We start from the raw sequence: 21,271 nt of genomic DNA, 5'->3' as shown, positions 1-21,271 counted from the left end.
TCTTCGCCTCCTTTAGTCAATCATCATTTTATCAATAGAACCACCGGCTGGGATCATAGGAAAGACATTAGCTTCCCTTTTTACTTTAATATCTACTATTACTGGAGCATCGTTTATATTCAGTGCCCACTCAATAGCATCTTCTAGTTCATCAATTTTAGTAACTTTTCTCCCATATGCTCCATATGCATCTGCTAATTTTTCAAAATCAGGAGCTACATCTAATAATGTACATGCATATCTCTTGTTATAAAAAAGTTCTTGCCACTGTCTGACCATGCCAAGACAGCTGTTATTTAAAACAAAGATCTTAACAGGTAGTTTCTCTGCTGAGGCAGTAGCTAATTCCTGAATATTCATCTGTATACTTCCATCACCTGCTATATCAATAACAATTTTATCTTTATTTGCTATTTTGGCTCCTATTGAGGCTGGAAATCCAAATCCCATCGTTCCTAAGCCACCAGAAGTAATAAATTGTCTAGGTCTTTTTACTTTATAAAACTGGGCAGCCCACATTTGATTTTGTCCTACTTCTGTGACTACTATAGCTTCTCCTTTGGTTTTTTCATAGATTTTTTCAATTACATACTGGGGTACTATTTCATCATCATACCATCTATATCTTAAAGGATACTTAGTTTTCCATTCTTTAATCTTTTCCCACCAGATAGGATTATGTTTTGGCTCTACTATCTCGCACAATTTCTCTAAAGCTCTTTTAGCGTCTGCCACAATAGGTATATCAACAGAAACATTTTTACCAACTTCAGCTGGATCTATATCTATATGAATTATCTTAGCATGTGGAGCAAAGGTTTCTACTTTTCCTGTAGATCTATCACTAAATCTTACTCCTATAGCAATAATAAGATCACTTTCATTTATAGCATAATTTGCATAAGCAGCCCCATGCATCCCTATAAACCCACAACATAACTCATGATCTTCTGGTATAGAGCCTTTTCCCATTAATGTGGTTACTACAGGAGTATTAATTTTTTCTGCAAATTTAATAAGCTCTGTAGAAGCATCTGAAGATATTACTCCACCACCTGCCAGTATAATTGGTCTTTCTGACTCTTTTATTAATTGAGCTGCTTTTCTAAGTTGTAACGGATGTGGTTCATAATTAGGACGATATCCAAGAAGTTCTACTTTGTTAGGTACAGAGTATTCAATTTTTGAAGAAAATACATCTGCTGGAATATCAATTAAAACAGGACCTTTTCTACCTGTTTTTGCTATATAAAAAGCTTCTTTAATTATTCTTAGTGCCTCACTTGGATCTTTCAATAGATAATTATGTTTAGTAATTGGCATGGTTATACCACGGGTATCTACTTCTTGAAATGAATCTTTTCCTATAGCAGAAGTTCTTACCTGTCCAGTTATAGCCACGATTGGAGTAGAATCCATATATGCTGTTGCTATACCTGTCACTAAATTGGTAGCTCCTGGGCCAGAGGTAGCCACACATACACCAACTTTACCTGTTGATCTTGCATAACCATCTGCAGCATGAGCTGCACCTTGCTCATGCCTTACTAATACGTGCTTAAGGGTTGAATTATATAATGCATCATAAAAACCTATAACAGCACCACCTGGATAACCAAATAATATTTCAACTCCTTCTTCTTCCTGCATATATTTTATTATTGCTTCAGCGACTGTCATCTGCATGATACTTTTACCTCCTTTCTTAAAATAAAAGCTTCTCAACCACAATAAGGATGAGAAGCTCCCACGGTACCACCTTTATTGCCTTAAGATGATTATACTTAAGGCCTCTCTTCTCTTTAACGCAGAGATACGTGAAATCCTACTAAAAGTTTCAGATTTCAAGCTCCGAGGCGAGTTCTGTAGACTCCATCACCAGGTCTCACCAACCCCTGGCTCTCTGTAAAAGATGCAAGTCTACATACTAATCCTCTTCATCGCCTTTGATTTTTTATATTTAATCAGGAATATTATCATACAAAATATTTTTTGTAAAGGGGTTTAGGTGAAATTTTTATATGAATTTTACTATTTTTGTTTTCACTTCCGATAATATATATTATGTAAAGTTATTTTGAGAAAAAAATTAAGAAAGTGGATTATATATTTAATTAAAATCACAAATTCTTGTTATAATATAACAAATTTTAGGGTATAATATTCTAATAAGAAGAAATTATGAATAAAAGGGAGTAGAGAGTATGAAAAATAAAAATTGGGTGAGGGAAAAGGGGGATATAAGTTTAATAACAGCTTTAACTCTTGCAATTTTTGTAACTGCTCTTATTGCTTTACTTTTAAATCTTCCCATTGAACAATCTTACTTTACGCGCAGAAATCAAGCAAGAGATCAGGTTTTATATGCTACTCAAATAGGAATCAAAAGTATTTTAACTACTGCAAGATATTATTTAAAAGAAGAAATAGGTAAACTTAAAGTCTCCGAAATTACAGAAGATAGAATGAGAAATATATTATCTTCATCAAATCCAAATTTTATAAATACAATTCAATTTATATATACAAATACAGCTCAGGTGGATCCTACTACAATATATTCCTTAAATAGTTATTCTTTTACTTTATCTGCTTATTCTGCAAGTGTTAGAGGGGGAGTTACAGATTATATAACCTATACATATAATTACACCATTGTATGTACAGGTAGGAAGGTAAATTTTTCACCTGCAGTTACTCTTACAGTTACTGTTACCGGAAAAATTGAAGGGGTTTTACGAAGAGAAAATTTTGCAAGATTTGCCTTATTTACAGATTTACATCAAATGGCTGATGGCTCAACAGTATGGTTTACAGATAGGACACGGTTTTATGGACCAGTTCACACTAATGGAGAATTTGCCTTTGCTTATACTCCACAATTTTTTGATATAGTATCATCATCTTCAACAACTGCGTTGTTTTACAATAGAGGAAGAACAGTAAGACTTAGTGCAGATAGAAATCCTCCAAATGACGTTCCATTCTTTGCACAAGGATTTATAAGAGGTGCTGGTAAAATTGATCTTCCACCTACCACATATACTCAGCTTTATGCAGCGCTATCTTATTTTCCTGGTGATGTTTTTCCTACTTATTCTCCAACATACTCTATTATTAGAAGCTATTTAGGTTTACCTGTTAATAACAATCCACCTCCAGATGGTGTATATACTATTACAATTGCAAATGGTGGTGGTATATATGTAAAAGGAGATACTAGTATAGAATTCGGCAAAGACTCATCAGGAAGAGCTGTATATACTATTGCCCAAGGAAACAATACATATGTTTTTACTATTGATTCTGAAAATAATAAAACTTATGTAAAAATAGGGAATAATACTATTGTGATAAATAAAGTACCAAATGGAGTTATATATGTGGACGGAAATATAACAAGTATAAAGGGGTTAATTCAAAAAGATCAAAGATTGTCTGTTATTGCAACGAACACAATTACTATCACAAATAATCTTGTTTATGAAGATGATCCAAGAAATAATCCTAATGCAATTAATGTTCTTGGTCTTTTAGCACAAAATGGAAATATATGGATTGATACCAAAAATCCAGATGGTACTCCTCTTAGGGATCCAAATATTCATGGAGTATTAATGGCCCCAAATGGAGTCGTACAAGTAATGAACTATAATACAAGATCTCCTGCAGGTGATGTACATTTACTTGGAGGAATTATATCAAAAAGGTACGGAGCATTTGGAACTTTTACTACAGATAGTAATGGTAATCCCGTACCAAAGACTGGTTATGGTAGAGATTTCTGGTATGATTATAGAATGCGTACTGGGTATGCACCCCCATATTTCCCTACTACTAATAGAACTATTCAGGAAGGTAATCCTCAAACCCATAGATGGGTAACTATAGATTCATGGGTGGAGAGCTGGAGATGAAAGATTTAGATAGAATATTGCTAATAATCAGTATAGGCATATTTATAGTGATTCTCATATTTAGATTGATACCTTCAAAAACCGAGGAATATTCATCTATGGAAATAAAGAGTAAAGTAGAAAGGGATATTAATTTGGAGATTGAAGAGAAAAATACATATACAAATCCAATCAAAAAGGAGAATAAGAATCATAATAAAAGAGGTCCTTATCCACCATTTGTTGAGTTTATTGAGTAATTTTTGAGGGGGTGATGGTTAATGAAAAACAAAAGAGAAAAAGGACAATCATTAATTGGTGTAGTGATTTTTGCTATAATTTTGATGATTCTTGTTTTAGGAGTAACAGGAGCAACAGTATTAAGTTTTACCTTAAATAAAAGATTAAAAGATAGAGCAGAAGCTCAAGATATAGCAAAGAATATTATAGAAACAATTAAGGTTTGGTCTGGGAATAGTCTTGATAACTTTTTATCTTTAAATGAAAATGAAAAACCAAACGCTCAAGGTGCAATACCAGCAATACCAACTATATGTCAAGCTATTCCAGCAGACCCATCTGGAGGTGACATGATATACAATCAATTTATCAATGTTCCTCAAGTAAACGGATCTCCTAAATATGCTATACAATTTTTAATTAAGGATTACTATCAACCTGGAAGTTCTACAGTTATACTAAAGAGAATCACAATTAGGGTATATTACGCAAAAAGAGATGGAAAAATTGATACCAGTTTCCATAAGCCAGGACCTGGAAGTCCACCAAAAAGATATGAAAATCCATTAGCTGAGATTGTGGGAGTAATATCAAGGCCATGAAAAAAGGAATGTCTTTACCTGAATTAATAATATCTATTACAATTCTTTTTATAGTATTGGCTTCTGCTTTTACTATGTGGTTTTCCATACAGAGGGACCTTATTGTTCAAAGACTTGATAGAGAAATGTCAGATCAATTATCTACAGCAAAATCTCAAATTTTAGATTCTATTCTAAAAAGTATTTATATATACCCTCCTGATATAAATATTGTTTTGAAAGACAATTCGCGCTTTAATCTAAATATAAATGAAAATGTGGCTTATAACAAGTTATTAACTATCACCCCCACCTCAGGAGGGTATTATTTAAATGCATATTTAACCGTCCCAAGAAATCCTCAAGATACTTTATTACCAAATGCGAGAATGCTACTCTATTATAAAAAGTTTATAAATTGGACTCCACAATATACCACTTTTACTTTAACGGTTGTAGAAACAGGAGGAACAAGAGTTGTAAAAGTAGCAAAAATAATCAATTATCCTAATAACATTACCTTTACTACTGGTGAAGGGCCAAAAGTGATCGCTGATTATGTGATAAATAACGGATTTACAATAAATTATTACGTTATTGATATAACATCATCTTATTCATATACAACTTATACAAATACTATCACCTCAAGAAGTATAAACATACAGCAAGTAGAAATAACTATAAGAGTACAAAGAAGATATCAAAATATATATAGAAATAAGGAGACAAGATTTAAAGGTGCCATATTTTTAGAGGAGCTCCCTATAGCGTACTAATCTTTCATTTTCAATTTATATGAAATATTTCCCTTCCTTAATATTACCTCTCCCTTTTCCACATCTACTTTATAAATTTTATAACCATCTATTAAGCTTCCTTCCTCTAAAACTGTACCTTTATCTTCTCCTTTTTTTTCAAGAATAACTAAGCTCTTTTCTTCGCCTTTTAAGATACCCCTAAGCTCATATGGAATTTTCTCCTCAAAAGATTCATTTTTCTCTACAAAGGAATTATTAATTAGATTTAAATTCTGATTTGTTTTTGTCTCTTTATCTTCTTTTATTTTTATAAGAGGATCAAAAGGATCATCTCTTCCTAATACCAATTTATAACTTTTAAGTGGTTTTATTTCAGGAATTTTTATATTAATGTTTTTATCCATCTCAAGGGATGCTTTTTTAACATTTATAATTTCTATATGATCTTCCTTTGATATTATTTTATCTACATTTAAAACTAGATATGTATTTAAACCCATTGATATTATCAATAATGATCCTAAGAAATAGTCTAATTTATTCATCTTTACTCCCCTCCTCTAAGAATATATATATCAAAGGATGTATATAAGATAAGGTTACCATCTTCATTATTCATTAATTGTATTTGGGTAAAACTTATAGGATAGCTTTGGTTATAAAGATTTCTAAAGAAATCTAAAAATTGATTATAGTTTCCTACTAATCTTAATTCTATAGGTAGTTTCCGCATTTTTAAAGGAAAATTCTCCGGTAAGTCTTTCAGATCTTCCATATCACCCGGTTTTATTTCAAAAGATTTTATATTATTTTTCTTTATGACTATACTCAAATCTTTAAAAAAGATGGGGATCTCATACTCTCTTAGAAAAAGAAGATTTCTCTCAGCAAAAATCAATTTCTTCCTCTCCTCTATTTTATTTAATGTATCTCTAAGAATAGTTAAACTCTCAATAGTATTCTCTAACTCTAATCTCTTACTTCTATAAAGGCTCTCCAGTTTATTAACCTGACTATATTTAGGCATTATAAAAAGGATTAAGCCTGAGAGAAATGTTAATAAAAAAATATAAATATGAATTTTCTCTCTCATTTTATATAGCCTACCATTCTAAATTTTTGAACAGGTTTATCTCCAACAATCTCTAAAACTGAACTTTCTAATTTTATGTTTTTAACTCTTTCATATTGAGATAGAGCAAGCATGAAATCTGCTACTCCTTCGGTATCAAGACTATATCCCTCAATAATAATTTTTTTATCTAAGCCAATCTGAAAATTTGTAAGCCAACAACTTTTTGGAACAAAATTTTTAAGATCGGAAAGAAACAGAAAAGGTAACGCAACAGATGATCTTTCGTCAAGCCATCCTTCTAAGGTTTGCAACAACAAATTGCCATCATCCACTTGTTTTCTTAAATTAAAAATCTGATCATTATATTTTGCTATCTCCTGACTCAAACTTTGTATTCTTCTATTTAAATCTCTAATTCTAAGATCCAAATAGAAATTCAAGGGAAATAGTAAAGATAAAGATAAAAGTAGAGACAGTAAAGAACGGGTAATCAGCTCTTTATCAATACTTATCCCAAATTTTATAAAATTAAGATCTGGTACAATCTTTTCTCTATAAAGAATTGAGCCTAAGAGCGGCAGACTTGTCTCTTGTATTAAGCTGGCATTGAAGGTTAAAGATAAATTTTCTAAAAGATTAACACCTACATTCAAAAATCTATCATCTTCTCCTACAATAACAATTGATTTTTCTTCCATGTCATATAATCCACTATTTAAATAAGTAATCACCTCTTCTTTCCAGCTTATGTAGGCTGGATCCATGTCTAAGGAATCTAAGTTTGTAAAATCATTAATTCCAACACTTAAATTTATAAAGGAAGATAATTTTCTATTATTCAAAAATATGAGATCAGTAATATCATTTCCAATAAATATGACAGATCCTATATTTTCTTTTTGTGTGTATAATAGATATCTAAAAATTGTTAAAGAGGTAGGCTCAAAACGAGTAAGAGATATTTTATTACTTTCAAAAATATCTTTAAAAGAATTTATTATAACTCTTGGTAAAGTTGCAATAATAAGCTTTACTTTATCTTTATCATCTAATATGGGAGAAAAGGATATAGAATAATTATCTAAACTTATACCTTGAGATTCTTCTAAATCATCCAGAATATAGGTTTCAAGCTCCTTAACAGACATCTTTGGATACTCTACAATTCTCATCATTATATCTTTATTCTCAAAAGAAACGACCGCATTATTACCTTTAATTTTATTTTTCTTTAAAAAGTCGTTTAATGTTCTCTTTATCTCTTCTACATCTTTTTTTCTATTCCAGAAATCTCCTTTTGGTATTTCAAAGGTAAATTTATTTTTTAATTCAACTTTTTTACCTTTAATATTTACTTGTCCTATATTTAAATTTCCATCAACCCAATGTATTGAGATCATATCATTCCTCTGTCCACTTATTTATAGTAAGAGAATATGGAACAGAAGTCCCAGTCCTTACTCCTTCTATATTTAAGGCTCTTGTATAAATGTAACTTTCTCCTGTATATACCGATTCAACTTGGGCTGTTGCAGAAATAACAAATGAATTTTCTGTACTATTATAACTATATTCCAATTTTGCAGTCCCCCAGAAGCCTGTAAAGGAAAAGGTATAAGTATTAGCAAAATAAGCTGATGGATTTACTAACCATGTTAAACTATAAATAGCTATCTCAGCTACTCCTTCTGCAAGATATAACGCTTGTTTTTCTCCTATTTGGGCAGAAATACTTTTAATATTCCCCTCCCACATAGATATAACTCCACTTATAACTAAGCTTAGTATAGCAAAAACTAATAAAACTGCAACTAAAATTTGCCCTTTTCTCATGGCGAAATAGAATTTTTAGAGCCTACGGTACAATAAGAATAATAATGATAATAGTATATAATTCCTCCAACTCTTCTTTGTCTTACAAAATAATAATTTAGCTTATTACTGCCTCCCCAATTGGCAGGATCTTGAGAATTTCCAAAAATATATTTTCTTTCTAAAGAATAGTGATAATAATAGTAATTGGGTGGTTGAGGAACATATACTCTATAACCTCCCCAAGTTGAAGAATAACTTACTTGATCTACTATATTATTATAATTATCTCTTAATACTACATTGCCAGAGTTATTTGGTAAAAGAGATGTGCCTCCTCCAAGACCAGAATTTTGTGTTTTTATGTAAATATAAGATCCTGAAATATTATATGATGTATTGAGAGTTGAATTACTCCCACCAATTATTGCATATCCATTGGGAGGAATATTCCATGATCCTACCACAACGGTATTAAATCTATTATTATTTATACTCCAGTTTTGAATATTTACAGTTTGGGTTGTAGGATTATATAATTCAATAAACTCCATATTTCTTTCCTCAATATTATTACCACTTCTATTCCAAGGTGCAGGATAATACATTATTTCATTAATAATTAATCTTGGAATTAAACAGTAAACGTACAATCCTGACGTATAATAATTTAAATAAGGACTATTTCTCCAATTTGACGGATTATTGGAGGGAGCTGATATAGATTTACGAACAAGAGAATAATAATTATTACCAGACGGATAACCACCCCAAGTATAGGAATAATCTACTTGATCAATTACATTTTGCCTATTATCCTCTATAACAACAGATCCATAATTGTCAGGCATCTCCCCATTTGCAGAGTAAAGACCTCTTTGCTGTGTTTTCAAATATAAATAGGAAGATGGAAGATTGTAAAAATTAATTAAATTTGAATCTTTTCCTCCTATAATAGCATAATTTCCAGGTGGTAATAAAAAGCTCCCTGAAGGACTGTCAAAAATTCTTGTAGTTCTATTAACTCTCCAACTATATAAATCTACAGTATAAGTTGTTCCATTATACAGAACAATAAATTCCATATCTCTTTCATCGTGAGAATTTCCATTTTTGTCAATACTTGCAGGATAATACATAATCTCAGTAATGAATATACCTGATAACTGTGGTTGGATTTGAGTTCTTAAAGATACCAAAGTCATATGTTTTTCATTATTGTCCATGACAAGTGTAATTGATAGAGTTCTTATAGTAGATGTCAATGTGGTGTAGGTACCATTAAAATCATATCCAATAAACCTAAGCTCTTTTATTGGACCCGCTTGAATCTCCCCATCAACAGTAAAATAATATTTTCCATTATATAATGTGTAGGAGAAACTTCTTATATCTCCTGTACAAAGCTGAATGGAAAGTTTACCAAGGGTATCAGTAGCAGAACTTATATCTAACACTTGAGATCCTTGTCTTATCTCTCTTGTTAATCTATCGAGAATTATTTGGGCATTTGAGAATATTTCTTGAGATTCTTGTTTTCTACCAAAAAGATCTATGGTTCCTATAAGAACATTGGCAAGAAGAAGAGCAATCATTCCTAATATTAAAATACCTATAATCACTTCAATTAGGGTTAAGCCATTCCTCATTATTATCTCCTTCTTGATATTAAACTAACAAGAACTGCTTTACCCTCAAAATTATCTAATGTATTGTTATTATTTGCATCATTCCAAACTGTAATGGTAAATTGTCTTAGTGAATTTGTAATGTTTGTAATGCTTATTGTATAAAGATAGCTTGTATATCCGATACTAGCAAAATTTCCAGAAATGGGAAAAGAAGCTGTCCAATTGGCTAAAATAGTTTTTCTATAATCTTCTATAACTCTTTCAGATAATTCTAAGCATGTACTTTCAATTTTTTCCATATCATCCTCATTTAAAATATGGTATAACCCAACTCCAAAGGATGCCATAAATATTCCTAAAATAAGTATTGATATCAAAACTTCTAAGAAGGTAAAACCTCTTTTCATAAACCTTCCACTTCAATAAAACCTAAGGAATTTATCCTTATAGTAGAAGTATAATTATCAATTATTAATGTTAAAATGGCATAAGTTTCTGTATAATCAGCTGTAAAATTGCCATCTCTATCAAAGGAAAATAAAGTAGCAGTTGTATTTACAGAAATATTATTAAAAAATCTTGTTACAATCTTTCCCTTATCATCAAGGAAGGTATAGGAAGTATATGCCTGAGGTGAGATTATTAATATCCAGTCAGTTTTATTAATTATTGCTCTTTGTCTTATATATCTTATATCCTGAATAAATTGATTTGTAGTATTCTGTAATAATATTTTAGAGTCCGGTTTACTCAATATAGAGTTATATGTAATCCATAAAAGGATTCCTAAGATGGATATCACTACTATAACCTCTAAGAATGAAAACCCCTTTTTCATGTTTTTATTTTATCAAATCTTTAAAAGTTTTTACAATAAATTTTAAAAACTCACCTTTCCATTTTTATGAAACTTTATAACTCTCTTTGTAAAAAATGTTGAAAGTGATATTTCACCTTCTGGATATATATTTCCATTTTCAAAATAAAAAGTATAAGTCCCTTTTGGGCTATATGCTCTTATACCTGAGGGAATAAGATGAGGAGAAAGATATATTTTTTTTGTTTTTTCCCCATACATCCAATAAAATTGAATAGAATTTATCTTAGAAGAGTAATAAAAATCAAAGACTACTTTTTCATTTTTTAAAACTGAAAGCTGTAGAGCGTAGTTTGCATTTATTATTATCTCATGGGAAATGATGAAGGCCTGTACCCTTAGCCAATAAAATATATTAAAGAAGATATAGAAAAGATTTAGAAAAATACATATAAGAAAAATATATAATATTGATCTTATATTTTTTTTAAAAAAATTAAAATGTTTATTCATTTATTATGATTATAAAAAGCCCCGAAGACAAGCTTCGGGGCATGAACATATTTACAAAACTACGGAGCAGTATAGGATAAAGTGTAAGATTTTGCTGAACCTTGATAAACTAATATGTAAGCATTACTCTCATCCCAAGTAGCAGGTGCAGATCCTTGAGAAGTATATGTTTGCCCATTATACGGACATACTGGTGTTTCTGAGAAGTAGTTAGGATCTTTTAAGAAATTAACAAATGTCTGTGTATCTGTTGGATATGTGTTATTTTTGTTCCTATAATATTCTAAGCTCGTTCTTATTATTGCTATATTTGTTCTCTGAGCATTTCTTTTGGCATCTGCTACCGCATCAAAATATCTTGGTAATGCGATAGCTATAAGAATTCCAAGAATAGCTACTACAACTAAAAGCTCTAACAAAGAGAAACCTTTACTATTTTTCAAATAACTCACCTCCTTTCCCAAAATTAAAAATTATTTTCTTTACTAAATTATATCACAAATTTATCATATACCAAGTATTAATTCCTACCTTCTAAAAAGTCTTACCATATTAAACATTGGGAGATACATGGATATAACAATAAATAAAACTACAATGCCTAAAAATATGGTTAATGCTGGCTCTATAAGAGAAGTCAATCTCTTTGTACCTATCTCTATTTCCCTTTGAGAAAATTTAGTATATTCTTCTAGCATAGAATCTAATCTCCCACTTCTCTCCCCTACTGCTATCATTTGTTTTAGAAGAGAGGTGAATATACTTTCATCAATAAGTTCTGATAAATTTCGCCCCTCCAATATTCCAGAAAGAATTTTTCTTAAATTCTCTGAGAAATATAGGTTACCCACCACATCTTCAAGAATTTCCAAAGACTGAGTTATCAATATTCCACCGGTTATAAGTACATAGAATGTACTTGAGAATCTATTAAGCAATACTTTTCTCCATAAATCTCCTAATTTAGGTATATTAAGTTTAAACTCATCCCACCATCTTTTAACTTTTCTATTTTTTAAACTCTGTTTTATTCCTAAAATTAGTGCAAAAACAAATATAAAAATAAAAAGAATGTTATTTTTTATAAAATTTCCCAAAGCAATAGTAATACGAGTAGGAAGGGGAAGAGGCACATTTGTTCTACCATATATTCTTTGGAAAGTTGGTACTACAAAAGTTAGCATAAATATTACAACCAAGATTGCAGCAACCATAACTATTATAGGGTAAGTAGTAGCTGACCTTATTCTTTCTCTTAATTCATGTTGCTCATCAAAATAACTCGAAAGTTTCTCTAACATAATATCAAGACTTCCTGTAATCTCACCTGTTCTCACTAAACTTATAAATATCTTTGGAAATACACTTGGGTATTTTGAAAGAGCATCAGAAAGGCTTAAACCAGAATCTACGCTCTTTCGTATATCTATGAGCACATCTCTAAAGTAGGGATTGTTTGTTTGAGCTGATAAAGTTGTAAGACATTCCGTAAGAATAATACCAGATCTTAGAAGGGTTGCAAATTGTGATGAGAATAAAACAAGCTCTGGAAGAGTAACTTTCTTTTTATAGGATAAAGTTTTCCATAGCGAGGATTCTTTTTTTAAGGATACTACATATAATTTCCTTGATTTTAGAATTCTTCTTGCTTCTCTTTCATTGGTTGCTTCAATTATACCTTTATATCTTCTTCCTTCAAGATCTCTTGCTATATATCTATAGGAGGGCAAATTAATCCTCCTCCCATGCTATTACTCTACGTGCCTCCTCAATAGTAGTTATTCCTAATAATACCTTTTCTCTTGCATTCATATGTAAGGTTTTCATTCCTTCTCTTAGAGCCATATCCTTAATTTCATCAATAGATGCCCTTTCATTTATTAACGTCCTTATGTTCTTAGTTATTTTTAATAACTCAAAAACTCCAGTTCTTCCTGAATATCCTGTATAATTACAGAACAAACAACCTTTTCCTCGCGCAAGTCTTATATTTCTTCCTTCATCCTTTGTTAATCCGAGCTCTTCTATTTCCTCTGATGAAGGTATATATTCTTCTTTACAAGATAAACATAAAGTCCTTACCAATCTTTGGGCTACTATCCCTATGAGGGAAGATGCAATTAAAAAAGGTTCAAGTCCCATTTGTATCAATCTCGCCACAGCACTTACAGAATCATTTGCATGAAAAGTACTTAACAACAAATGACCCGTTAGAGCAGCTTCAATAGCGGTATTTAATGTTTCTGAATCCCTAATTTCACCCACCATTATAATATTGGGATCAAGTCTCAAGATATTTCTAAGTCCCATAGCAAAATCTATACCTATCTTTGGTTGTATCTGAATCTGATTTATTCCTGGAAGTTCGTATTCTACCGGATCTTCTAAGGTTATTATATTTACTGATGGTCTATTTAAAACATTTAAAGCTGAGTATAATGTGGTAGTTTTACCGCTTCCTGTAGGTCCTGTCACGAGGATCATTCCAAAAGGTCTTTTTATAAGATGTTCAAATACATTAAGGTCTTCATTTGTCATGCCCAATCTATCAAGCTCAATAAGTACTTTTGATTTATCCAGTAATCTTATAACTACCATTTCTCCGTGTATAGTACCCACTGAAGCTACTCTTAAATCAAAGATTTTATTTTCATATCTATAAGTTGCTCTTCCATCTTGTGGTCTTCTCTTTTCTGCAATATCCATTCCTGATATTACTTTTATTCTTGTTACTACAGCATCCTGAATTTCCTTAGGAATACTCATAATATCATAAAGAATTCCATGGATTCTATATCTTACCTTCATCTCTTTCTCTTGGGGATCTAAATGGATATCGCTGGCATTTCTTGTGATTGCTTCATTAATTATAGAAGATACCAATCTAACAATAGGTGCTTCTTCAACGCCTATTGCAGGAGGGGCTTCAACTATTGTTTCTACCGGCATACTCCTTTGAAAGTCTTGAACAGCAGAAAGGGTACTCTTCTCTAAAGGGAAAAGTTTTGACATAATCTGATTAAACTCTTTATCAGTGGTAATAAACAATCTTATTGGTGCTTTTACTATTCTTCTTATTTCATTGACTATTACCGGGTCAATAGGAGGAACAATAGCAACTTGTATTATCCCACTTTCTCTTTTTATAGGTATAAATTTATATTTTCTTAAAAGATTTTCTGGAAAGGATTCAGCTAATTTTTCATCAATAGGGATTTCAGACAAAGAAATATAGGGAATTTCACTTTGTCTTTCTAATACTTTTCCAATATCCTCGGGCTTTACATAACCTCTTTCAATGAGTATTTGTCCTAATTTAGCACCAGTTTTCTTCTGTTCCTCAAGAGCTTTCTCTAATTGCTCCTTAGTTATAAGTCCTAATTCTAAAAGATATTCACCTAAGGGCTTTTTGTCTTTCATAATTTATTTAATTCTTCTTCAAGAAGATTTTTTACTACATCTAAACTCGCTCTTCCTTTTGTCTCTTTCATCACCTGACCTACTAAAAAGTTCAAGACTTGTTTCTTCCCCTTCTTCCAGTCAGAAACTGCTTTTTCATTATTTAATATAACCTTTTGAATAACCTCTTGTAAATATGAAGTATCAGATACTGTTTTTAAACCTTCCTCTTCCACTATCTTCTCTGGATCTTTACCTGTGGTTAGATATTTTCTTAATACGTCCTTTGCTACAGGACGTGTTATTTCGTTTTTATCTACCATTTGTATTAATTTTATAAATTTTTCAGGAAGTATATTTAAATCTTTAAAGGACATATTATTATCATTCAAATAACTTAAGATTTCTACAGATATCCAATTTAAAAGATTTTTGGGATTAGTATATAACACTAGAGACTTATCAAAAAATTCTGCTAATTCCCTTTCAGAAATAATTATCTCAACTTCATTTGGTAATAAACCTAATGCAAAATATTTTCTTCTTAGTTCCTTTGGTAATACTGGAATTTCCTTTTTTATTTTTTCCTTCATCTCCTCTGTCACGATTAAAGAGGGAAGATCAGGTTCAGGAAAATATCTATAATCTTCTGCTTCTTCTTTTCCTCTTAAACTCACTGTTTTTTGCTTTTTTTCATCCCAATGCCTTGTCTCTTGTATTACTTGTTCACCATTTTTCAAAAGTTCAATCTGCCTTTCAATTTCATATTCTAAAGCCTTTTCCAAGGAATAAAAAGAATTTACATTTTTTATCTCAGTTCTTGTTCCTAAAACTCCTTCCTGAGTTTGTATAGAAATATTAGCATCACATCTTAGAGAACCTTTTTCCATATCTCCGCTACTTATTTCTAAATATCTTAAGATTAATCTTAGTTCCTGTAAAAATATTCTTGCTTCTTTAGGAGAATTTATATCAGGTTCTGTAACAATCTCAATAAGAGGAATGCCTGCCCTATTAAAATCGACAAGACTATAATCGGCTTCTGATAATCTATCCCCTGTCCCTATATGTAATAATTTTCCAGCATCTTCCTCTAAATGAATTCTCTTTATTCTTATTTTCTTAACTTTCCCATCCACAAAAATTTCCAAATAACCATTCTTGCATAAAGGTAAATCATATTGAGATATTTGATATCCTTTGGGTAAATCCGGATAGAAATAATTTTTTCTATCAAACTTTGAATAATTTGAAATCTCACAGTTCAAAGCTAAACCAGCCTTTATTGCAAATTCTACCGCTTTTTTATTAAGTACTGGAAGGACTCCTGGAAACCCCATACATATTGGGCAAACATTAGTATTTGGGGGGACATTTTCATGATCCGTACTACAAGAGCAAAAAAGTTTAGTTTCAGTAGATAGCTGAGCATGTACTTCCAATCCTATTACTGGTTTTAGCATTTTTAAGTCCTCCTCTTTTGAGGAAGAGTTGGATATTTACTTGAAAAATCCATCATTTCTTGATATGCATAAGCAAACTGAAGAAGTCTATTTTCTGAAAAGAAAGTACTCATGAATTGAATTCCTACAGGTAGATTATTATAGAAACCAGCAGGCATAGAGATAGCAGGAATACCAGCAAGGTTTACTGGTATAGTCATTATATCGGTTAGATACATTTGAAGAGGGTCAGATATCTTCTCTCCTAACTTAAATGGGAGTATAGGACTTGTTGGTGAAACAATTATATCAACTTTTTTGAATGCTTCCTCAAATTCTTTTCTAATTAAATTCCTTACCTTTGTTGCCTTTAAATAATAGGCATCATAATACCCAGCACTTAAAGCATAAGTACCCAATATTATTCTTCTTTTAACTTCACTTCCAAAGCCATGACCTCTTGTGTTCTTATACATTGATATAAGATCTTCTGCCTCTTCTCTATATCCATACTTTACTCCATCATATCTTGCCAAATTGGAACTTGCTTCAGAGGTAGCAATAATATAATAAACTGAAAGGGCATATTCTATAGAAGGAAGAGATATCTTTATTATTTCAACTCCTAAATCCTTGAATATATCAAAGGATTTGTCAAGAACTCTTAAAACTTCCTCTGAAACCCCTTTCTGCCAAAGTTCTTCAGGGAATCCTACTTTCCATCCCTTTACGCTCTTACCCAAGTTTTCAAAATAATTTGGAATCTCATAAGGAGAAGACGTAGAATCCATGGGGTCGTATCCAGCAATAACCTGAAGAATTAAAGCCACATCCTCTACTCTTCTACCAAAAGGTCCTATCTGATCTAAGGATGATGCAAAGGCTACAAGTCCATATCGTGATACAAGGCCATATGTGGGTTTTAATCCTATAACTCCAGTAAAAGACGCAGGCAACCTTATAGATCCACCCGTATCAGATCCTATCGAAACAGGTACTTCTCCTGCTGAAACACATGCTGCAGATCCACCACTTGACCCTCCTGGAACTCTCTCAATATCCCAAGGGTTTTTAGTAGGACCAAAAGCAGAATTTTCTGTAGAGGAACCCATGGCAAATTCATCTAAATTTGTTTTTCCAATTATTATCGCTCCATTATCTTTAAGCCTTCTTATAACAGTAGCATCATATGGAGGTGTAAAATTTTCAAGAATTTTGGAAGCGCAAGTAGTCCTAATATTTTTTGTAAGTATATTATCCTTTACAGCAATAGGAATTCCATAAAGAGGTAAATTTTTAGGTTTTTTCTCAATTTCACTAATTTGTTTTTCTATTTCATTATAAGGCACTATAAGGAAAGCATGAATAAATGGTTCCCATTCTTCTATCTTTTTTAGATAAAAATCTATTAACTCCCTTACTTTTAGCTCATTTTTACTATATAAATCTTTTAATTCCTTAAGAGTTCTCATACTAATTATTCTTCCCTTTTTAAAATTCTAGGAATTTTAAATCCATCTTCCTCCACTTCAGGGGCATTCATAAAAATTTCTTCCTTAGGAATACTCTTTCTAATATCATCCTCTCTCCACACATTGGACAAAGGTAATACATGTGCCATTGGCTCTACATTAGTAGTGTCTAATTCTTGAAGTTTATTAAAATAATCAAGAATACTTTGTAATTGACGAGAAAATAATTCTTCTTCATCTGGCGTTAGATATAATCTCGCCAGATGAGCAGTTTTCTTTAGTTGATTTTTAAAATCTTGTTTTTCCATATCAATATAAATGACAAGCCACAAAATGATTTTGTTTTACTTCTTTTAATTCAGGCTCAACTTTTGAACATACATCCATTACGCTTGGACATCTGGTATGAAACCTACAACCAGTTGGTGGATTTAAAGGACTTGGTATATCTCCTGTAAGTACTATCTTTTTTCTTTTTTCTTCTAATTCAGGATCTGGTATAGGTATAGCAGAAAGGAGAGCTTGGGTATAAGGATGCAGTGGAGAAGTATATAAATCATCATTTTCTGAAAGTTCTACAATCTTACCTAAGTACATAACAGCTATCCTATCACATATATGTCTTATAACACTTAAATCGTGAGATATAAACAAATAAGTTAATTTAAATTCTTTTTGTAAATCTTGAAGTAAATTTATAATCTGAGATCTTATAGATACATCCAATGCAGATGTTGGTTCGTCAGCAACTATAAATTTTGGATTTAATGCAAGAGCTCTTGCTATTCCAATCCTTTGCCTTTGACCCCCAGAAAATTCATGAGGATAACGGGTTGCATGGTAAGGAGCAAGACCTACAAGTTCTAATAACTCTTGTACCCTCTTCTCTCTCTCTTTTGAAGAAGATACTATTTTATGAACTTGTAACGGTTCACCTATTATTTCACTTATAGTCATTCTTGGATTTAATGATGAATATGGATCTTGGAATATAATTTGCATATCTTTTCTTATTCTTCTCAGAGCGCTATGGGGAAGTTTTGATATATCTACCCCATCGAAAATAATTTCACCATCTGTAGGATCTAAAAGTCTTATAATAGTTCTCGCTACCGTACTTTTCCCACAACCTGATTCTCCTACAAGACCTAATGTTTCTCCCCTTCTAATGTAAAAGCTTACTCCATCTACAGCTTTTACATCTCCCACATGTTTTGAAAATACGATGCCACTTTTTATTGGAAAATATTTTTTTAGATTTCTGACTTCTAAAATTAAATCATCTGTATAGTTATTCATACTTTCAGTCCAATTCTCTTAGCATAAAAACAGCGAGAATAATGCCCACGTTCTACCTCAATTAAATCAGGTATTTCTTCTAAACATCTATCAGTTTTATAAGGACACCTTTCAGCATAATAGCAATAACTTGGAAGGGCAACAAGATCTGGAGGTTGACCTTCTATAGCCTTCAATCTTTCTTTCCTTATATCAAGCCTTGGCACTGATTCAAGAAGTCCAATTGTATAAGGATGAGATGGCTTTTTAAAGATAGTACGTACATCAGCATACTCAACTACTTTCCCAGCATACATAACAAGCACATTTTTACAAGTTTCTGCTACTATTCCCATATCGTGAGTTATTAATATAAGAGACATTCCTAATTCTTTTTGAAGTTGTTTAATTAATTCTATAATCTGAGCTTGAATTGTAACATCTAAAGCAGTAGTAGGCTCATCAGCTATAAGGATTTCAGGACTACATGATAGTGCAATTGCTATCATTACTCTTTGTCTCATTCCACCACTAAATTGATGAGGATATTCATTAATTCTTTTAGATGCCTCCGGTATTCTAACAAGTTCTAACATCTCAATAGCTTTTTTTCTTGCTGAAACCTTATCTAGTTTTTGGTGTAGAATTATAGCTTCCATTATCTGATCCCCTATTGTAAAAACAGGATTGAGAGAGGTCATTGGATCTTGAAATATCATAGATATTTTGTTCCCGCGCACCTCTTTCATTTCCTCTTCTTCCTTTTTAAGAAGATCTTCTCCTCTAAATATTATCTCTCCACCAACAATCTTTCCAGGAGGATCTTGTATGAGTCTCATGATAGAAAGAGCAGTTACACTTTTACCACTTCCTGATTCCCCCACAATTCCTAAACTCTCTCCCTTTTTTAAACCAAAGGATACATCATCTACTGCTTTAACGATTCCTTCATCTGTAAAAAAATATGTTCTTAGATTTTTTACCTCTAACAAATAATCTTCCACAACAATGATTCCTCCGTCAGCTAATTAAAATAAAACCCTTCCCTGAGTGTTGGGGAAGAGTTTCATATTCTAACTTGGTGCCGAGGCCGGGATTTGAACCCGGACGGGCGTAAGCCCATAGCACCCTCAATGCTACGTGTCTGCCAAATTCCACCACCTCGGCATTTCTTGATTTTGATTATATAAATACTATAAACCGATGTCAAGATTCTAAGATAATTTTGTTATTTAGAAGAAGATCTTTTTGTAGTCTTTTCTTCTTTTGTCTCTGTTTTCTCACTCTCTTTGGGTTCTCCTGATACTTGAGAAGTTTCAAAACCCCATATCTTTCTTATTTCTCTTTCTATCTCATCAGCAAGTTCTGGATGCTCTTTAAGATATGTTTTTGCATTTTCCCTACCCTGCCCTAATCTTATATCTTTGTATATATACCATGTACCACTTCTCTCAATAACTTTTGCTTCTACTCCAGCATCCAATATACATCCTTCTCTTGATATTCCCTCACCATATATTAATTCAAATTCACCTTCTTTAAATGGAGGAGCTACTTTGTTCTTTACAACTTTAACTTTTACTTTTGTTCCTGTAACCTCACTTCCTTCTTTCATTGATTCTGCTTTCCTTACATCAATACGAACTGAAGCATAGAATTTTAAAGCTCTTCCTCCAGGTGTAGTTTCGGGATTTCCAAAGAAAACTCCTACTTTTTCTCTTAATTGATTGATAAATATGGCTACAGTTTTAGATTTGCTAATAACTCCAGTTAACTTTCTCAAAGCTTGAGACATAAGTCTTGCTTGCAAACCTATAAAGGCATCTCCCATCTCTCCCTCAAGCTCCGCTCTTGGCACTAAAGCAGCTACTGAATCTATGACAATCACATCTACACTGCCACTTCTTACAAGAATCTCAGCAATTTCTAATGCTTGTTCTCCAGTATCTGGTTGTGAGATAAGAAGATTTTCTAAATTTACTCCTATTCTTTTTGCATAATTTGGATCAAAAGCATGTTCAGCATCTATAAAAGCAGCAATTCCGCCTTGTTTTTGAGCAGAAGCAATAATTTGTAAGGCAACTGTTGTCTTACCAGAACCTTCTGGTCCAAAGAGTTCAATAATTCTTCCTCTCGGAACTCCTCCAACTCCTAAAGCATAATCCAAGGTAAGAATACCAGTCGGTATGACCGGTACCTCATATCTCTCATTACTTCCTAATTTCATTATGGAGCCTTTTCCAAATTGTTTCTCAATCTGAAAAATTGCTGATTCTAATGCTTTCTCTTTTTCCATACTTTAATACACCTCAAAATTTTTTATGTTTCTAAAAGTATTATAACAAGAGTAATTT

The 21,271-nt window shown here is 31.8% G+C and carries 22 protein-coding genes, 1 tRNA gene and 1 other annotated feature; of the genes, 4 read left to right on the top strand and 19 right to left on the bottom strand.

The window, feature by feature from the left end:
- Positions 1 to 12: 12 nt before the first annotated feature.
- Positions 13 to 1,686: a biosynthetic-type acetolactate synthase large subunit gene (gene ilvB, locus ACY3JJ_RS06265; RefSeq protein WP_463091270.1), complete on the bottom strand. Its 1,674-nt coding sequence runs from the start codon at positions 1,684 to 1,686 to the stop codon at positions 13 to 15.
- A gap of 43 nt (positions 1,687 to 1,729) precedes the next feature.
- Positions 1,730 to 1,950 (bottom strand) — a binding site (T-box leader).
- A gap of 254 nt (positions 1,951 to 2,204) precedes the next feature.
- Between ilvB and ACY3JJ_RS06260 the strand changes: the two genes are divergently transcribed.
- Genes ACY3JJ_RS06260 through ACY3JJ_RS06245 form a run of 4 tightly spaced genes read left to right on the top strand, consistent with a single transcriptional unit; the run spans position 2,205 to position 5,496 of the window.
- Positions 2,205 to 3,917, top strand: coding sequence for a DUF4900 domain-containing protein (locus tag ACY3JJ_RS06260; protein WP_463091269.1), 1,713 nt, complete (start codon positions 2,205 to 2,207; stop codon positions 3,915 to 3,917).
- On the top strand, positions 3,914 to 4,156 hold the full coding sequence (locus ACY3JJ_RS06255; RefSeq protein ID WP_463091268.1) for a hypothetical protein: 243 nt from the start codon (positions 3,914 to 3,916) through the stop codon (positions 4,154 to 4,156). Before ACY3JJ_RS06260 ends, ACY3JJ_RS06255 begins: the two co-directional genes overlap by 4 nt.
- 21 nt (positions 4,157 to 4,177) lie before the next feature.
- A complete protein-coding gene (locus ACY3JJ_RS06250; RefSeq protein WP_463091267.1) occupies positions 4,178 to 4,738 on the top strand; it encodes a type IV pilus modification PilV family protein in 561 nt (186 codons plus the stop codon).
- Positions 4,735 to 5,496 carry a pilus assembly FimT family protein gene (locus ACY3JJ_RS06245; protein ID WP_463091266.1) on the top strand — a complete coding sequence of 254 codons (762 nt, stop codon included), beginning with the start codon at positions 4,735 to 4,737 and terminating at the stop codon, positions 5,494 to 5,496. Before ACY3JJ_RS06250 ends, ACY3JJ_RS06245 begins: the two co-directional genes overlap by 4 nt.
- On the opposite strand, the gene ACY3JJ_RS06240 is transcribed toward ACY3JJ_RS06245, so the two are convergent.
- The 18 genes from ACY3JJ_RS06240 to recA form a co-directional block, all read right to left on the bottom strand.
- Positions 5,493 to 6,023 (bottom strand): hypothetical protein, encoded by a 531-nt coding sequence (locus ACY3JJ_RS06240; RefSeq protein WP_463091265.1) that lies wholly within the window; start codon positions 6,021 to 6,023, stop codon positions 5,493 to 5,495. The two genes, ACY3JJ_RS06245 and ACY3JJ_RS06240, sit on opposite strands and share 4 nt — an antisense overlap.
- Before the next feature lie 2 nt (positions 6,024 to 6,025).
- A complete protein-coding gene (locus ACY3JJ_RS06235) occupies positions 6,026 to 6,571 on the bottom strand; it encodes a hypothetical protein (RefSeq protein WP_463091264.1) in 546 nt (181 codons plus the stop codon).
- Positions 6,568 to 7,953, bottom strand: coding sequence for a PilN domain-containing protein (locus tag ACY3JJ_RS06230; protein ID WP_463091263.1), 1,386 nt, complete (start codon positions 7,951 to 7,953; stop codon positions 6,568 to 6,570). The genes ACY3JJ_RS06235 and ACY3JJ_RS06230 overlap by 4 nt, the downstream gene beginning before the upstream one ends.
- Before the next feature lies 1 nt (position 7,954).
- The gene (locus ACY3JJ_RS06225) at positions 7,955 to 8,386 is read right to left on the bottom strand and encodes a hypothetical protein (RefSeq protein WP_463091262.1); all 432 of its coding nucleotides are present in this window, start codon (positions 8,384 to 8,386) and stop codon (positions 7,955 to 7,957) included.
- The gene (locus tag ACY3JJ_RS06220) at positions 8,383 to 10,014 is read right to left on the bottom strand and encodes a lamin tail domain-containing protein (protein WP_463091261.1); all 1,632 of its coding nucleotides are present in this window, start codon (positions 10,012 to 10,014) and stop codon (positions 8,383 to 8,385) included. Before ACY3JJ_RS06220 ends, ACY3JJ_RS06225 begins: the two co-directional genes overlap by 4 nt.
- A 2-nt stretch (positions 10,015 to 10,016) precedes the next feature.
- Positions 10,017 to 10,403, bottom strand: a complete 387-nt coding sequence (locus ACY3JJ_RS06215) for a type II secretion system protein (protein WP_463082055.1) — start codon at positions 10,401 to 10,403, stop codon at positions 10,017 to 10,019.
- A complete protein-coding gene (locus ACY3JJ_RS06210; protein ID WP_463082056.1) occupies positions 10,400 to 10,834 on the bottom strand; it encodes a pilus assembly FimT family protein in 435 nt (144 codons plus the stop codon). The genes ACY3JJ_RS06215 and ACY3JJ_RS06210 overlap by 4 nt, the downstream gene beginning before the upstream one ends.
- A 42-nt stretch (positions 10,835 to 10,876) precedes the next feature.
- Positions 10,877 to 11,326: a hypothetical protein gene (locus ACY3JJ_RS06205; protein WP_463091260.1), complete on the bottom strand. Its 450-nt coding sequence runs from the start codon at positions 11,324 to 11,326 to the stop codon at positions 10,877 to 10,879.
- Positions 11,327 to 11,385: 59 nt separating this feature from the next.
- Positions 11,386 to 11,778, bottom strand: a complete 393-nt coding sequence (locus tag ACY3JJ_RS06200; RefSeq protein ID WP_463092591.1) for a type II secretion system protein — start codon at positions 11,776 to 11,778, stop codon at positions 11,386 to 11,388.
- Between the two features lie 75 nt (positions 11,779 to 11,853).
- A complete protein-coding gene (locus ACY3JJ_RS06195; RefSeq protein WP_463091259.1) occupies positions 11,854 to 13,056 on the bottom strand; it encodes a type II secretion system F family protein in 1,203 nt (400 codons plus the stop codon).
- Position 13,057: 1 nt separating this feature from the next.
- Positions 13,058 to 14,746, bottom strand: a complete 1,689-nt coding sequence (locus tag ACY3JJ_RS06190; RefSeq protein WP_463091258.1) for a GspE/PulE family protein — start codon at positions 14,744 to 14,746, stop codon at positions 13,058 to 13,060.
- The gene (gatB, locus tag ACY3JJ_RS06185) at positions 14,743 to 16,188 is read right to left on the bottom strand and encodes an Asp-tRNA(Asn)/Glu-tRNA(Gln) amidotransferase subunit GatB (protein ID WP_463091257.1); all 1,446 of its coding nucleotides are present in this window, start codon (positions 16,186 to 16,188) and stop codon (positions 14,743 to 14,745) included. The genes ACY3JJ_RS06190 and gatB overlap by 4 nt, the downstream gene beginning before the upstream one ends.
- Positions 16,189 to 16,190: 2 nt before the next feature.
- A complete protein-coding gene (gene gatA / locus ACY3JJ_RS06180) occupies positions 16,191 to 17,639 on the bottom strand; it encodes an Asp-tRNA(Asn)/Glu-tRNA(Gln) amidotransferase subunit GatA (RefSeq protein WP_463091256.1) in 1,449 nt (482 codons plus the stop codon).
- Between the two features lie 5 nt (positions 17,640 to 17,644).
- Positions 17,645 to 17,947: an Asp-tRNA(Asn)/Glu-tRNA(Gln) amidotransferase subunit GatC gene (gene gatC, locus ACY3JJ_RS06175; RefSeq protein ID WP_463091255.1), complete on the bottom strand. Its 303-nt coding sequence runs from the start codon at positions 17,945 to 17,947 to the stop codon at positions 17,645 to 17,647.
- 1 nt (position 17,948) lies between these two features.
- Positions 17,949 to 18,938, bottom strand: a complete 990-nt coding sequence (locus ACY3JJ_RS06170) for an ABC transporter ATP-binding protein (protein ID WP_463091254.1) — start codon at positions 18,936 to 18,938, stop codon at positions 17,949 to 17,951.
- Entirely contained in the window at positions 18,935 to 19,921 is a 987-nt protein-coding gene (locus tag ACY3JJ_RS06165) for an ABC transporter ATP-binding protein (protein WP_463091253.1), read from the bottom strand. The genes ACY3JJ_RS06170 and ACY3JJ_RS06165 overlap by 4 nt, the downstream gene beginning before the upstream one ends.
- Before the next feature lie 75 nt (positions 19,922 to 19,996).
- A tRNA-Leu gene (locus tag ACY3JJ_RS06160) sits at positions 19,997 to 20,084 on the bottom strand.
- A gap of 61 nt (positions 20,085 to 20,145) precedes the next feature.
- A complete protein-coding gene (recA, locus tag ACY3JJ_RS06155) occupies positions 20,146 to 21,213 on the bottom strand; it encodes a recombinase RecA (protein WP_463082066.1) in 1,068 nt (355 codons plus the stop codon).
- Between the last annotated feature and the right edge of the window lie 58 nt (positions 21,214 to 21,271).

It is taken from the genome of Dictyoglomus sp. DH (assembly GCF_055181375.1).
Note: the sequence above shows the minus strand (reverse complement) of the source record. Positions and strands in the feature narration are given on the sequence as shown.

Excerpts from the sequence above, each read along its gene's own strand:
- ilvB (WP_463091270.1), bottom strand. The coding sequence starts at position 1,686 with ATGCAGATGACAGTCGCTGAAGCAATAATAAAATATATGCAGGAAGAA.
- ACY3JJ_RS06260 (WP_463091269.1), top strand. The coding sequence starts at position 2,205 with ATGAAAAATAAAAATTGGGTGAGGGAAAAGGGGGATATAAGTTTAATA.
- ACY3JJ_RS06255 (WP_463091268.1), top strand. The coding sequence starts at position 3,914 with ATGAAAGATTTAGATAGAATATTGCTAATAATCAGTATAGGCATATTT.
- ACY3JJ_RS06250 (WP_463091267.1), top strand. The coding sequence starts at position 4,178 with ATGAAAAACAAAAGAGAAAAAGGACAATCATTAATTGGTGTAGTGATT.
- ACY3JJ_RS06245 (WP_463091266.1), top strand. The coding sequence starts at position 4,735 with ATGAAAAAAGGAATGTCTTTACCTGAATTAATAATATCTATTACAATT.
- ACY3JJ_RS06240 (WP_463091265.1), bottom strand. The coding sequence starts at position 6,023 with ATGAATAAATTAGACTATTTCTTAGGATCATTATTGATAATATCAATG.
- ACY3JJ_RS06235 (WP_463091264.1), bottom strand. The coding sequence starts at position 6,571 with ATGAGAGAGAAAATTCATATTTATATTTTTTTATTAACATTTCTCTCA.
- ACY3JJ_RS06230 (WP_463091263.1), bottom strand. The coding sequence starts at position 7,953 with ATGATCTCAATACATTGGGTTGATGGAAATTTAAATATAGGACAAGTA.
- ACY3JJ_RS06225 (WP_463091262.1), bottom strand. The coding sequence starts at position 8,386 with ATGAGAAAAGGGCAAATTTTAGTTGCAGTTTTATTAGTTTTTGCTATA.
- ACY3JJ_RS06220 (WP_463091261.1), bottom strand. The coding sequence starts at position 10,014 with ATGAGGAATGGCTTAACCCTAATTGAAGTGATTATAGGTATTTTAATA.
- ACY3JJ_RS06215 (WP_463082055.1), bottom strand. The coding sequence starts at position 10,403 with ATGAAAAGAGGTTTTACCTTCTTAGAAGTTTTGATATCAATACTTATT.
- ACY3JJ_RS06210 (WP_463082056.1), bottom strand. The coding sequence starts at position 10,834 with ATGAAAAAGGGGTTTTCATTCTTAGAGGTTATAGTAGTGATATCCATC.
- ACY3JJ_RS06205 (WP_463091260.1), bottom strand. The coding sequence starts at position 11,326 with ATGAATAAACATTTTAATTTTTTTAAAAAAAATATAAGATCAATATTA.
- ACY3JJ_RS06190 (WP_463091258.1), bottom strand. The coding sequence starts at position 14,746 with ATGAAAGACAAAAAGCCCTTAGGTGAATATCTTTTAGAATTAGGACTT.
- gatB (WP_463091257.1), bottom strand. The coding sequence starts at position 16,188 with ATGCTAAAACCAGTAATAGGATTGGAAGTACATGCTCAGCTATCTACT.
- gatA (WP_463091256.1), bottom strand. The coding sequence starts at position 17,639 with ATGAGAACTCTTAAGGAATTAAAAGATTTATATAGTAAAAATGAGCTA.
- gatC (WP_463091255.1), bottom strand. The coding sequence starts at position 17,947 with ATGGAAAAACAAGATTTTAAAAATCAACTAAAGAAAACTGCTCATCTG.
- ACY3JJ_RS06170 (WP_463091254.1), bottom strand. The coding sequence starts at position 18,938 with ATGAATAACTATACAGATGATTTAATTTTAGAAGTCAGAAATCTAAAA.
- recA (WP_463082066.1), bottom strand. The coding sequence starts at position 21,213 with ATGGAAAAAGAGAAAGCATTAGAATCAGCAATTTTTCAGATTGAGAAA.